Source organism: Garicola koreensis, assembly GCF_014195445.1.
GTDB lineage: Bacteria > Actinomycetota > Actinomycetes > Actinomycetales > Micrococcaceae > Nesterenkonia > Nesterenkonia koreensis.
In genome coordinates, this window is sequence record NZ_JACIBT010000001.1 from 38,971 (window position 1) to 51,641 (window position 12,671).

A 12,671-nucleotide genomic window follows, 5' to 3' on the forward strand; every position below is an offset into this window, starting at 1 on the left:
ATTCGAGTGCACCAGTGACAGGAGAGGCAGATTTGGAGTCACTGCTGAGCCAAGCGGATCCGCATTCTGCGGATTTCCAATCAAATGCGCAGGTCAACCGAGAGCTGGTTGAGGAGCTGAGGCGCCACCTCGACTCCGTCTCGCGCGGCGGATCACAGAAGGCCCGTCAACGGCACATCGACCGGGGGCGGATGCTGCCTCGGGACCGGGTGAACCGGCTGCTGGACGAGGGCAGCCCCTTCCTGGAGATCGCCGCGCTGGCCGCCCACCAGATGTATGACGACGCCGCACCCGGTGCCGGCATCATCACCGGAATCGGCCTGGTGCACGGGCGCCGGGTCATGGTCGTCTGCAACGATTCGACGGTCAAAGGCGGCACCTACTTCCCGATGACCGTCAAAAAGCACCTGCGCGCCCAGCAGATCGCCGAGGAGAACCACCTTCCCTGCATCTACCTGGTCGACTCCGGCGGAGCATTCCTGCCGATGCAGGACGAGGTCTTCCCGGACCAGGACCACTTCGGCCGCATCTTCTACAACCAGGCCAACCTCTCAGCGAAGAAGATCCCCCAGATTGCCGCCGTGCTGGGCTCCTGCACCGCCGGCGGCGCCTACGTTCCGGCGATGAGCGATGAGTCGGTCATCGTGCGCAACCAAGGAACGATCTTCCTGGGCGGCCCACCCTTAGTGAAAGCGGCCACCGGGGAGGTGGTCACCGCCGAGGAGCTCGGCGGTGCCAAGGTGCACACGGCCGAATCCGGGGTGGCCGACCATATCGCGGAGAACGACGACCACGCCCTGCAGATTCTGCGCGACATTGTGGCAACACTGCCTGCCCCGCAGCACAGCGCATGGCAGGTGCAGGCCCCGCTGCCTCCCCAGCAGGAGGCTGAGGAGCTCTACGGGCTCATCCCACAGGATGTGAACTTGGCCTTCGAGGTCAGGGAGGTGATCGCACGCATCGTTGATGACAGCGTCTTCCATGAGTTCAAACGCGACTACGGGACCACTCTGGTCACCGGTTTCGCCCATATTGACGGTCACCCCGTGGGAATTGTGGCGAACAACGGGATCCTGTTCTCCGAGTCCTCGCTGAAGGGGGCACACTTCATCGAACTGTGCGATCAGCGCGGGATCCCGCTGCTCTTTCTGCAGAACATCTCAGGATTCATGGTCGGCCGCGACTATGAGGCTGGCGGCATCGCCAAGAACGGCGCCAAGATGGTCACCGCGGTGGCCAGCACCAGGGTCCCGAAGATCACGCTGATCATCGGCGGCTCCTTCGGGGCAGGAAACTACTCGATGTGTGGTCGCGCCTACTCTCCACGATTTTTGTTCATGTGGCCCAATGCGCGCATCTCGGTGATGGGCGGCACCCAGGCCTCCTCGGTGCTGGCAACGGTCAAGCGGGACCAGATGGAGGCCGCCGACCAGCAGTGGACGGCGCAGGAGGAAGAGTCCTTCAAAGAGCCCATTCGGCAGAAGTACGAGGCGCAGGGCCAGCCCTACTACTCCACAGCGCGGCTGTGGGACGACGGGGTGATCGACCCTGCCGATACCCGGCGGGTGCTGGGTATGGCCCTGCAGACCTGTGCCTCCGTGCCGCTGCCCGACACTGGCTTCGGCCTGTTCCGGATGTAGGAGGTCGTCATGTTCAGCACTGTCCTAGTCGCCAACCGCGGTGAGATCGCCTGCCGCATCATCACCACCCTGAAAAGTATGGGCATCGCCTCCGTTGCGATCTACTCCGAGGCTGACGCGCAGGCCAAACACGTTGCGATGGCAGATCGTGCGGTCTGTGTGGGGCCAGCCGCTGCCGCACGCTCCTATCTGAACATCGAGGCCATCATCGATGCGGCCGCAGAAACAGGTGCCGAAGCGATCCACCCCGGCTACGGGTTCCTCTCTGAGAACGTAGAGTTCGCCCGAGCCTGCGCGGCAGCCGGGATCACCTTCATCGGCCCCGAGGAGCACGCCCTGGAGGTCATGGGCGATAAGATCCGATCGAAGAACCACGTCGCCGCCGCGGGTGTGCCCATGGTCGAGGGGACCAGCGAACCTGGGCTGAGCGACGAGCAGCTTGTGGCAGCCGCGGCGACGATGACCTTCCCGGTGCTGATCAAGCCCTCGGCCGGAGGCGGCGGCAAAGGCATGCACGTCGTCGAGGATCCGCAGGACTTAGCAGAGACCCTGATCACCGCCCGGCGGGTGGCCAAAGCCGCCTTCGGCGATGACACCCTGTTCATCGAGCAGCTCATCCGCACTCCGCGGCATATCGAAGTCCAAATCCTCGCAGACTCCTACGGCAGCGTCATCCACTTGGGGGAGCGCGAATGCTCGCTGCAGCGCAGGCACCAGAAAATCATCGAAGAGGCACCCTCTGCACTGCTGGACGAAGAGACCCGAGCCCGCATCGGCCAAGCGGCCTGCGACACTGCCGCGAGTGTGGACTACCGCGGCGCGGGAACAGTCGAGTTCCTCGTCTCCGACCAGGAGCCGCAGAAGTTCTACTTCATGGAGATGAACACCCGGCTGCAGGTCGAACACCCGGTGACCGAAGAGATCACCGGCATCGATCTGGTGGAGCAGCAGCTGCGCATCGCCGCCGGCCAGCCGCTGAGGATGACGCAGGACGACGTCGCCCTGAGCGGACACAGCGTCGAAGCCCGCATCTACGCGGAGGACCCCCAGGCTGATTTTCTGCCCAGTGCAGGAACGGTCCTGGGCCTCAGCGAGCCGCACGGCCCAGGCATCCGGGTCGATTCCGGTATGCGCGAGCACCAGGTGATCGGCACCGACTACGACCCGATGCTTGCCAAAGTCATCGCCGCCGGCGCTGACCGGGACCAGGCGTTCTCCCGGCTCCACCGGGCCCTGGGCGGCACTGTGGTGCACGGGCTGAGCACCAACATCTCCTATCTGCGGCAGCTGACCGCAGACTCTGATGTGCGGGCCGGGACGATGGACACCACGATGATCGAGCGCAAGCTGCCCGATCTGGACTTCCCGGTGCCGCAGCAGCACCACGCAGCCGCAGCCGCACTGTTCCTCGCCCAGCAGAGGGGGCTGCTGCCGGACGCTGCCGCGCAGTCCCACCCTCCAGCACCGTTCCACCCTCCAGTACAGGGCCCCGCCGCGTGGCAGAGCGACGGGTGGCGCCCCGGCACGGGGCACACCCCGACCTTCAGCGTCACCTGCAGCCGCACCGGAGCGACGACCGACCAGTTTGAGGTCCCCGTTGACGGTGCCGCTGCGCTGCTGCCGGGCTCCGGCTGCGGCCAGTGGGAGCTGCAGACCGAGCACCGCAGCATCCCGGTGCACATCAGCCTGGGCACCCGCAGCCGGACCGGAGCAGAGGTCTGGGTCACTGCTGAGGACTTCACGGGCATGTTCACCGTGCTCGACGCAGAGGCCCAGACCCACCGGCAGCTGGCAGAGATCGAGGCGGAGCTCGTCGACGCCGTACCAGAGGTGACCGCGCCGATGCCCGGCACCGTGGTCGCCGTGGAGGTTGCCTCAGGTGCCGAGGTCACTGTCGGGGACCTGCTGGTGACCATCGAGGCGATGAAGATGGAACACCGCCTGACCGCCCTGTCAGAGGGCACTGCTCGAATCAACGTGGCCGTGGGGGACCAAGTCTCGCTCGGCCAGGTGCTGGCCACAGTTGAGGCGAGCACCGAAGACAACAGTAAGGACGAGTCATGACACAGCTGCTATCCGATGAGCACCAGGCACTGGCTGAATCGGTCCGGGACTTCGCCAACCAGGTCATCGCCCCGGTCTCAGCCAAGCACGACGCCGAACACAGCTTTCCCTATGAGGTCATCGACCAGATGGGCCAGATGGGCCTCTTCGGTCTGCCCTTCTCGGAGGAGTATGGGGGCGAGGACGGCGACTACTTGGCCTTCTGCCTGGCCCTGGAGGAGATCGCGAAGGTCGACCAATCGGTGGCCATCACCTTAGAAGCCGGCGTCGGGCTGGGCTCAATGCCGATCAACCGGTACGGCACCCGGGAGCAGAAAGAGCAGTGGCTGCCAGATCTGCTCTCCGGCAAGCGCCTGGCGGGTTTCGGGCTGACGGAGTCTGACGCGGGCTCTGACGCCTCCGGTACGGCGACGACGGCCCGGCTGGACAACGGGGACTGGGTGCTCGAGGGCACCAAGGAGTTCATCACCAACTCCGGCACGGACATCACCTCGCTGGTGACGGCAACCGCGGTCACCGGCACCACGGAGACGGCCCAGGGCGGAGTCAAGAAGGAGATCTCCACGATCATCGTGCCTTCCGGGACCCCTGGCTTCCATGTGGGCCCCGGCTACGACAAAGTCGGCTGGAACGCCTCGGACACCCATCCACTCTCGTTCACCGACTGCCGCGTGCCGGAGGCGAACCTGCTGGGAGACCGCGGCCGCGGCTATGCCAACTTCCTGGGCATTCTCGACGAGGGACGGATCGCCATTGCCGCTCTGGGCACCGGGGCGGCTCAGGGGTGCGTGGACCAGGCCGTGGAGTACGCCACAAGTCGCCGGACCTTCGGCTCAGCGATCAGCTCCTACCAGGGCATCTCCTTCAAGATCGCGCGCATGCAGACACGGGCACACGCCGCCAGGCAGGCCTACTACCACGCTGCCCACCTGATGCTGGCCGGCAAGCCCTTCAAGACGGAGGCCGCTATGGCCAAGCTGATCGCCGGGGAGGCCGCCATGGACAATGCCCGCGACGCCACCCAGGTCTTCGGCGGCTACGGATTCATCAACGAGTACACCGTGGCCCGGCACTACCGCGACTCCAAGATTCTGGAGGTCGGCGAGGGCACCACTGAGGTGCAGCTGATGCTGATCGCACGCTCGCTGGGAATGGTCTGAGGCGCGGACGCGGAGCCGGAGGTCGCAGACTCCCCGGCTCCGCCGATCCTTGAGCTGAGTTTCAGCCTGGTCCTCAGACTGCGTCGAACTGCGCCAGCTGGGCGGACTTCTCCTGCCGGTACCGCTCCACGTTGTCCAGCTTGATTGACTCATAGCCGCGCACCATGTCCGGCAGCGACAGCAGCGTCACCGCCTGAGCGTGATTCTGTTCGGTCAGCTTGGCCAGCACGTAGTCGACCAGCTGCCGGTACTCGCTGATCAGCTCACGTTCCAGCACACGCACATGGGCACGGCCGAAGGGATCCAACGGTGTGCCGCGCAGCCTCTTCATTCGCTTCAGCGTGGAGAAGGCCGGGCGGAACCAGCTGCCAAGCTTGATCTTGCGGTCCATGCCCAACTCGCGCAGCATCGGTGGATGCAGATGCCAGGTTGTCTTAGCATCGCGGCCGAAGTCCTGGGCGATCTGCTCATCCATCTGCGCATCCAGGGCGAGCCGAGCGACCTCGTACTCGTCCTTATAGGCCATGAGCTTGTAGAGATAGCGCGCGGCAGCTTCGGCCAGATCAGTGCGCCCCGGGCTCACCAGCTCCTCACGGTCACGGACTTCTTCAACGACCTGCCGGTACTGCTGGGCGTACTTCTCATCCTGGTATCCGACCAGGTCATCGGCACGGGTGCGGAGCAGCCGCTGCAGCTCGGACTCTCCGGGCAGCTGCGCCCACGGGTCCTGCAGCTCAGATCTGCTGGTTGAATCAGTGCTGCCGACCGCCTCCGCGGCAGCTGCCATCAGCGCCTGCGGGTCAGCAATGTGCTGCCGCCCGCGTCTGAAGGCCTGCACATTGGACTCCACTGCAGCTCCGTTGAGCTGGATCGCCTCCTCGATGGCTGATGCCGCAATCGGCAGCGCCCCGGTCTGATACGCGACACCGATCATGAAGGTGTTCAGGTACTGGTCGTTTCCGAAGAGTTCCCGGACCAGCTGGGCCGCGTTCAGCGCAACGGAGGAGGAGGCGGCACGTTGGGCCACATCCTGACTGAGCTGCTCGGTGTCGGGAGAGTCGATTGATGCATCAGCGACCATATGCCCGGTGGGCACCAGGGCGGTGTTGATCACTGCGGTGGTCCGCTGCCCGGAGACTGCACTGAGATTGGCCTCCTCAGCGGCCACCAGCACGTCGTAGCCCAAATAGAGGTCGCACTCGCCGTCGATGAGCTTATTCGACGTCGGTGCGCCGCCTCGGGTGAAGCGCACATCGGAGACGACGGCCCCGCCCTTCTGCGCCAGGCCGGTCTGATCCAGAGAACGGGCATACCACCCTGCCAGCAGTCCGGCGGTGGCCAGAATCTGGGAGCTGGTGACCACACCGGTGCCGCCCACTCCGGTCATCCGGACGCCGAAATCCTCCTTCGGCTCACCCTTCGGCGGTGCGGGCAGGTCGTCCTCCTCCAGCGGCGGGGCGGCGGTGACCGTCGCTTCCTGACCGGTGGATTCGACACTGATGAAGGCGGGGCAATCACCTTTGACGCAGCTGTAGTCAAAGTTGCAGGAGGTCTGGTGAATCCGGGTTTTGCGTCCCAGGTCGGTGTCCACCGGCTGCACGGAGAGGCAGTTGGACTTCACCCCGCAGTCGCCGCAGCCTTCGCAGATCCGCTCATTGATGGCGATGCGAGTGGTGGGGGTCTCAGCAGTGCCGCGCTTGCGCTTGCGCCGCAGCTCTGTGGAGCACTCCTGGTCGTGCAGCAGCACGGTGACGCCGGGAGTCTCGGCCAGGGTTCGCTGGGCCTCCTCCATCCGGTCCCGGTGCCAGAGCTGCACTCCGCGGGGCAGTTTTCTGCCGCGGTAGCGCTTCGGGTCTTCGGTGGTGACAATGATGCGGGAGACGTTCTCGGCCTGAAGCACCTTCAGCACCCGCTCCACCGACATTTCTCCCACTGGACTCTGGCCGCCGGTCATGGCGACCGCTGAGTTGTAGAGGACCTTATAGGTGATGTTGGCCCCGCTGGCCACTGCGGCGCGCACCGCCAGGGACCCGGAATGGTCGAAGGTGCCGTCGCCGATGTTCTGCACGAAGTGGTCGCGGTCGATGAACGGTTCCATGCCCACCCACTGCAGGCCCTCGCCTCCCATCTGGCTGATGCCGGTGACGTGACCCACCTGGGAGTCATCCATCAGCAGAACCATGGTGTGGCAGCCGATGCCCGCGCCCACCAGTGAGTCACTCTCGGCAGGCTTGGTGGAGGAGTTGTGCGGGCAGCCGGAGCAGAAGTAGGGAGCCCGCTTCGCCGCCGGGGTCAGCGGCAGTGACAGACGGCCGTTGGGCGAGCCCGGAGAGACGTCGACGGCGGCGGTGCTCAGCCCGTGGGAGGGCAGCCTCCGAGCCAGCAGACGCTCCAGGGTGGAGGCGTCCAGCTCCCCGTAGGCCGGGATCAGCTCGGCGCCGTCGCTGTTTCGCTTGCCGGTGATCAGCGGAGCCTCAGCGGTGCCGTAGAGCGCGTCGCGCACTGCAGATTCGATGAAGGAGCGCTTCTCCTCAATGACCAGGACCTCATCGAGCCCGTCGGCGAACTCCGCGATGGTCGCTTCATCCATGGGCCAGGGCATACCGACTTTGAGCAGCCGGACGGGTGTGGAGCTCAGCGTGCTGAGGTCGATGCCGTGCCGGCCCAGCGCGGCGATGACCTCATGCCAGGTGCGTCCGGGAGCGACGATGCCCAGCGAGTCGCTGTCGGAGGCCCCGACGATCGTGTTCAGCCCGTTGAGGGCGCCGTACTCGCGTGCGATCCTCCATCGGGTGGTGACCATATCGCGCTCCAGCGGACCCAGCGTCGGCTGCAGCAGCCGACCGGTGGGGACGTGCTTCTTCGCCCCCTGCGGGATGCGGGGCCGAGGCTGCTGTGCCACAGAGTGCAGGTCTACGCTGGAGGACCCGTCGGCCACTGCGGTGACGATCTTCATCCCCACCCACAGCCCGCTGGCCCGGGAGAGTTCCACCGCGTGCTGGCCCATCTCCAGAACCTCTTGGCTGTCAGCGGGGTAGAGCACCGGCATGCCCAGATCTGCTAGGGCCAGCTCGGAGGCGCAGGGCACCGTGGAGGATTTCGCGGCCGGATCATCACCGACCAGCACGACTGCGCCGCCGTTGGGATGGGCGCCCATCAGGTTGCCGTGGCGCAGCGCGTCAGCGGCCCGGTCCAGGCCGGGGGCCTTGCCGTACCAGATCCCGACGACGCCGTCCCGGGTGGCGCCCTCCAGGGTCTGGACCAGTTGGGTCCCCTGGATGGCGGTGGCGCCGGACTCTTCATTGAGTCCGGGGCGGTGGTGGATGTCGTTGTCGTCGAGCAGCTCGCGGTGCCGGGCCAGCTCCAGGTCGTAGCCGGCCAACGGGGAGCCCTCGTATCCGGAGATGTAGGTGCCGACGTTCAGCCCGGTGGCCCGGTCGCGCCGATGCTGGTCCACCGGCAGCCGAGTCAGCGCTTGGATGCCGGTGAGCTGGACGATTCCGGAATTATCCGTATAGCGCGACTCCAACGGGGTGGGAGCCGGTTGTGACGGATTCTGCAGTTCGAGAGTCATGTCAGGCCTTGGGTCGCAGGTGCGTCATTGTGATCCCCATCATGGTGTTCTCTGAGCCAAAGATTCAATGACCGCTGCTTTGAACTGGGCCATTGGACTAGTCACAGCACGTTTTGTCGGGTTACAGTGACCAATGTGACATGTACCACACCTGCGGAAGGCGCTGATGAAGGCGATCGATGATTTGGATCTGCAGATCCTGCTGCTCTGCGTTGAGCAGCCCCGAGCCGGTATTCGTGAGTACGCACGGCAGCTGCAGGTGGCACGCGGAACGGTCCAGGCCCGTTTGGAGAACCTGCAGCGCAGGGGGATTTTTCACGGGTGGCAGCCGGTGATCGATCCGACGGCTCTGGGCTATGAGTCCAAGGCCTTCATTCGGCTGAATCTGGCGCAGGGGGTGTTGGATGAGGTGACTGAGCACCTGGTCGGGCTTCCGGAGGTGATGGAGGCAGACTCCACCACCGGAGACAGTGACATTCTCTGCGTGGTGGTCACGTCCAGCCCGCAGGATCTGGAGGAGGCGATCCAACGGATCCTGGCGATCCCGGGCGTGCATCGGACCCGAACTGAGACCGTTCTGCGGCAGCGGATCCCGGCCCGAACGCGGCCGCTGCTGCAGTCGCTGCGCCGTGCGCTCGCCGCCGAGGCTGCCGGACAGAGCCTCCAGCCCCACAGTGCCGGGCCGGCACCATCGACGCTCACCTCATGAATTTGGCGGCGGAGCCGAAGTCCGCAGCCCAGTCGATCTTGCGCTGCTGGGCGGCACTGAGTCCAGCCGGCAGGGCGGCCAGGCTGAACCAGCCGACGTCGCGGGATTCATCATCGTTGACCCTCGGGGTCCCGCAGACCCACTCGAACTCCATGACGCTGTCCAGGTAGCGGCAGTTGTCACCGTTGGCATAGGTGACCAGCGGCATCGTCCACACTCCGGCCAGCCTGACCGCACGAGCGATCACCGAGGTCTCCTCCTGAACTTCGCGCACCCCTGCCGGGGCGGGGTCCTCACCCAGCTCAAGAATGCCGGAGGTGACGGTCCACTCTTCGTTGTCGCTGCGCTGCACCAGCAGGACCTGCGGCACAGCCAGTGCTGCGCCGTCGTCGTCATGGTGTTTGACCACGACTGCGCTGACTCCGGGCAGCCACATTTCTTGGGTGTCGATGCTGCGGCGCAGATCCTTCACGAACTCCGGGGTAGGCATAGCCTCACCTTAGGCCAGGGCGGGGCGATGAGTTGAAGAGATCAGCTGAAGATCAGGGCCAGGGCGGTGCCCATGATCAGAAACGGGCCGAAGGCGATGCGGCTGGTGGATGCGGCCCGCCGGCTCAGCAGCAGACCGATCGAGACCACCCCGCCCAGCACGAAGGAGAGTGCCAGTCCGGCGGCGAAGGTGCCCCAGCCCAAGAACCCGGTGTACATGCCCAGCACGACGGCGAGCTTGGCATCCCCCATCCCCACCGCAGGCGGATGGATCAGCGCCACCAGCAGGAACAGCAGGCCCCATCCCAGGCCTGCGGCCACGGCCCGGCCCAGGCCTGCCGCGTCGGTGAGCAGAAACGCGGTCAGCACCAGCAGCCCGAAGGTGATGGCCGCCCAGGGGTAGACGATCCGGTTGGGCAGCCGGTGCTCGCGGACGTCGATGAACCCCAACGCCGTCCCACACACCGCGAAGACCGCGCCGCCGCCCAGCAGCAGCACCGCCGCCACCATGTGGGCAGCCGAGCCGGAGGTGAGCAGCTCACCGATCATCGAGATCACAGCTCCCAGCCTAAGGAGAGTGGGCCGCCGCGGGAAGGGCGGTCTACAGCTGGCCGACCTGGGAGACCAGGTCCGCTCGGCCCTCGGCCAGCCGGTAGGTCACCCCCACGACGGCGGTCCGGCCATCGGCGACGGCGTCGTGGAGCACCCTGGACTGATCGATCATGCGCTCGGTGGTCTGTTTGACGTGCTCGACCACCGTCTCGTTCACCGTGTCCGCCCCGTCCCGCTGGGCGGCGAGCACAGAGGGCAGGATGCGCTCCACCAGGTCCCGGACGTAGCCAGCAGGCAGCTGCCCGGTTGTGGACGACTCCAGGGCTGCGGTCACGGCGCCGCAGGAGTCGTGGCCGAGCACCACGATCAGCGGCACCTGCAGCGAATCCACACTGAACTCCAAGGAGCCCAGCACGGCGTCGTCGATCACCTGACCGGCAGTGCGGACGACGAACACGTCACCGAGGCCGACGTCGAAGATGATTTCGGCCGCCAGCCGGGAGTCGGAGCAGCCGAAGATCACTGCGATCGGATGCTGGGACTCGGTCAGTGAGGAGCGCCGGGCGGCATTCTGGTTCGGGTGGGCCACATCTCCGCTGACGAACCGATCATTGCCGGCCTGCAGCAGGCGCCAGGCCTCAGCGGGGCTGGGCTGGAGGGGAGTGCTGGTGCTCGTGTCAGCCACTGTGGGTCTCCTAGGGGTTGTCGTTGTCGGCGGCATCGGAGACCTCGCGTCCCAGCGAGTCGATGATCGCTTCCATGGCAAGATCGAACTCCGCATCACCGGCATCACCGCTGATGACCACAGTGGTGCCGTCGCGTTCATTGTTCTGCCCCTCGAGCACGTAGTAGCGGCGGTCCTCCTGCTGGTGGGTCCGGAAGTCCAGTCCCGCTATGGTGGTGGTGCCGGTCTGTGGGGCTTGGTCGACCTCTGCGTTCACCCAAGCCGCGTTGGCGTCGTCGGTCTGGGCGAAGCCCACAAAGTCGACCGCCTCGGTGGTGTAGCCGACCTCCCAGACGTCGACGCCGAATTCGGTTCGAGTCTCCCAGCGGGCATAGTTGGCAGACCATTCCGCCGGCACATCGGGGGAGAGGGGCGAGTATTCGGCCACATCGTCTGCCCAGGAGGCCGCCTGCGGAACGTCTTCGTCGCGGGTGTAGGTGACATCCGGCTCCGGGTTCATGAACCATATCGCCGCGAGTATCGCCACCAGTACGCCCATGGTGATGACCATGCCCATCATGGGGGTCAGCAGCCGCTTGGCCTGCGACTGCGTCAGCTGGGGTGTGGGCGCGTCGTCGGCGCCCTCGTTCTGCGCGCGGGTCCCCACAGCGTCCTCGTCGGCCAGGGGTGCGCGGGCAGTCTCAGGTTTCTGATCGGTCACACTGTGCATTGTCTCATCACTGCTGGGTTCTCATGACGGCCGGGTACGGCTGCGAGGACTGTCGCCGTCGAATCATGTGCGATGCGCATCACTGGACCCTCCTACAATGAGGGTATGGAAATTCAGCAGGCCAGAGGGTTCGTCGCCGTGGCAGAGGAGCTGCACTTCGGGCGGGCCTCGGACCGGCTTCGCCTGACGCAGTCGGCCCTGAGCCGGTCGCTGGCCCAGCTGGAGCGGTCGCTGGGCTCCAAGCTGGTCGAGCGCACCACCCGTTCAGCGGAGCTGACCCCGGCGGGGGAGGCGCTGCTGCCGCATGCCCGTGAGATCATCACGTTGGCTGATCGGTGCGCAGACATCGTCAGCGAGGCGGCGCAGGGGCGCACCGGCAGAGTCCGCCTGGGGTTCGCCAGTGCCTCGACCAATCACATTGTGGGGTCGCTGGCCCGTGAGATTCGCCGTCGGCTGCCCGGGCTCCGCCTGGAGCTGGAGTCCTCGGCCCTGTCCCACCGGGGCCTGGAACAGATCCTGGAGGGCAGTCTCGACATAGCCCTGGGACGCTGGGACCTGCTGCCGGCTGAGGTCGCTTCCCGGGTGGTCACCCACGAGGAGCTGGTGCTCGCGCTGCCTCAGGGTCACCCGATGGCCACACGGGCCAAGGTGTCGTTGAAGGAGCTGGAGCGCGACAGCTGGATCACCCTGCCCTCCGGGCCCGGAGCCGCCCTGCCGCAGCGGCTGCATATGTTGGCCGCCAAGGTCGGGTTCGTCCCGCGGATCACCCAGATTGCGCCGGACTCGACGACGTCGCTGGTGCTGGTCGCCTCGGGCTTCGGCGTGGCGATGACCCAGTCCAGTGTGCAGCAGCACATCTACGCCCCCGGAGTGGTGTTTCGCCCCATTGCGGAGTCGCCGCCGCCGCTTCCGGTGCGGCTGGTCTGGAGGAGGGAGGATCCCAGCCCGGCTCTGGCAGAGGTCATCGACGTCGCCGAAGCCCTGTACCCGGTGCGCGGCAGTCAGGCGAGAAGCGTCAGAGATTGATGAGCGTTTCGCAACAAAGGGGCATCCGAGCCCTGCGGTGCGCAGAATAGAAGAGTAGGCCGA

The 12,671-nt window shown here is 66.0% G+C and carries 10 protein-coding genes; 5 read left to right on the forward strand and 5 right to left on the reverse strand.

The genetic code is table 11. The annotated features are described in order from the left end of the window. Positions 1 to 44 precede the first annotated feature (44 nt). From FHX47_RS00215 to FHX47_RS00225, 3 genes are read left to right on the forward strand one after another with little or no spacing between them, the layout of a single operon-like run. A complete protein-coding gene (locus FHX47_RS00215; protein WP_425484893.1) occupies positions 45 to 1,640 on the forward strand; it encodes a carboxyl transferase domain-containing protein in 1,596 nt (531 codons plus the stop codon). A gap of 9 nt (positions 1,641 to 1,649) precedes the next feature. Then, on the forward strand, positions 1,650 to 3,704 hold the full coding sequence (locus FHX47_RS00220; RefSeq protein WP_183356901.1) for an acetyl/propionyl/methylcrotonyl-CoA carboxylase subunit alpha: 2,055 nt from the start codon (positions 1,650 to 1,652) through the stop codon (positions 3,702 to 3,704). Then, positions 3,701 to 4,864, forward strand: a complete 1,164-nt coding sequence (locus FHX47_RS00225; protein ID WP_183356902.1) for an acyl-CoA dehydrogenase family protein — start codon at positions 3,701 to 3,703, stop codon at positions 4,862 to 4,864. The genes FHX47_RS00220 and FHX47_RS00225 overlap by 4 nt, the downstream gene beginning before the upstream one ends. Positions 4,865 to 4,937: 73 nt before the next feature. On the opposite strand, the gene FHX47_RS00230 is transcribed toward FHX47_RS00225, so the two are convergent. Continuing rightward, positions 4,938 to 8,438: an indolepyruvate ferredoxin oxidoreductase family protein gene (locus FHX47_RS00230; RefSeq protein ID WP_183356903.1), complete on the reverse strand. Its 3,501-nt coding sequence runs from the start codon at positions 8,436 to 8,438 to the stop codon at positions 4,938 to 4,940. A 166-nt stretch (positions 8,439 to 8,604) separates the two neighbouring features. On the opposite strand from FHX47_RS00230, the gene FHX47_RS00235 reads away from it, so the two are divergent. After that, complete coding sequence (locus FHX47_RS00235) at positions 8,605 to 9,147, forward strand: Lrp/AsnC family transcriptional regulator (protein ID WP_183356904.1); 543 nt, start codon at positions 8,605 to 8,607, stop codon at positions 9,145 to 9,147. On the opposite strand, the gene FHX47_RS00240 is transcribed toward FHX47_RS00235, so the two are convergent. The 4 genes from FHX47_RS00240 to FHX47_RS00255 are packed head-to-tail and all read right to left on the reverse strand — an operon-like array spanning position 9,137 to position 11,573. Beyond that, positions 9,137 to 9,637, reverse strand: a complete 501-nt coding sequence (locus FHX47_RS00240) for an NUDIX hydrolase (RefSeq protein ID WP_183356905.1) — start codon at positions 9,635 to 9,637, stop codon at positions 9,137 to 9,139. The genes FHX47_RS00235 and FHX47_RS00240 overlap by 11 nt on opposite strands. A 41-nt stretch (positions 9,638 to 9,678) precedes the next feature. Further along, positions 9,679 to 10,185, reverse strand: coding sequence for a prepilin peptidase (locus tag FHX47_RS00245; RefSeq protein ID WP_246327921.1), 507 nt, complete (start codon positions 10,183 to 10,185; stop codon positions 9,679 to 9,681). Between the two features lie 52 nt (positions 10,186 to 10,237). Continuing rightward, on the reverse strand, positions 10,238 to 10,909 hold the full coding sequence (locus FHX47_RS00250; protein ID WP_183356907.1) for a carbonic anhydrase: 672 nt from the start codon (positions 10,907 to 10,909) through the stop codon (positions 10,238 to 10,240). After that, complete coding sequence (locus FHX47_RS00255; RefSeq protein WP_183356908.1) at positions 10,884 to 11,573, reverse strand: DUF4245 family protein; 690 nt, start codon at positions 11,571 to 11,573, stop codon at positions 10,884 to 10,886. The genes FHX47_RS00250 and FHX47_RS00255 overlap by 26 nt, the downstream gene beginning before the upstream one ends. 114 nt (positions 11,574 to 11,687) lie before the next feature. On the opposite strand from FHX47_RS00255, the gene FHX47_RS00260 reads away from it, so the two are divergent. Next, positions 11,688 to 12,608, forward strand: a complete 921-nt coding sequence (locus tag FHX47_RS00260; protein ID WP_183356909.1) for a LysR family transcriptional regulator — start codon at positions 11,688 to 11,690, stop codon at positions 12,606 to 12,608. The last annotated feature ends 63 nt before the right edge of the window (positions 12,609 to 12,671 follow it).

Excerpts from the sequence above, each read along its gene's own strand:
- FHX47_RS00260 (WP_183356909.1), top strand. The coding sequence starts at position 11,688 with ATGGAAATTCAGCAGGCCAGAGGGTTCGTCGCCGTGGCAGAGGAGCTG.
- FHX47_RS00225 (WP_183356902.1), top strand. The coding sequence starts at position 3,701 with ATGACACAGCTGCTATCCGATGAGCACCAGGCACTGGCTGAATCGGTC.
- FHX47_RS00230 (WP_183356903.1), bottom strand. The coding sequence starts at position 8,438 with ATGACTCTCGAACTGCAGAATCCGTCACAACCGGCTCCCACCCCGTTG.
- FHX47_RS00235 (WP_183356904.1), top strand. The coding sequence starts at position 8,605 with ATGAAGGCGATCGATGATTTGGATCTGCAGATCCTGCTGCTCTGCGTT.
- FHX47_RS00245 (WP_246327921.1), bottom strand. The coding sequence starts at position 10,185 with ATGATCGGTGAGCTGCTCACCTCCGGCTCGGCTGCCCACATGGTGGCG.
- FHX47_RS00250 (WP_183356907.1), bottom strand. The coding sequence starts at position 10,909 with ATGCCGCCGACAACGACAACCCCTAGGAGACCCACAGTGGCTGACACG.
- FHX47_RS00220 (WP_183356901.1), top strand. The coding sequence starts at position 1,650 with ATGTTCAGCACTGTCCTAGTCGCCAACCGCGGTGAGATCGCCTGCCGC.
- FHX47_RS00240 (WP_183356905.1), bottom strand. The coding sequence starts at position 9,637 with ATGCCTACCCCGGAGTTCGTGAAGGATCTGCGCCGCAGCATCGACACC.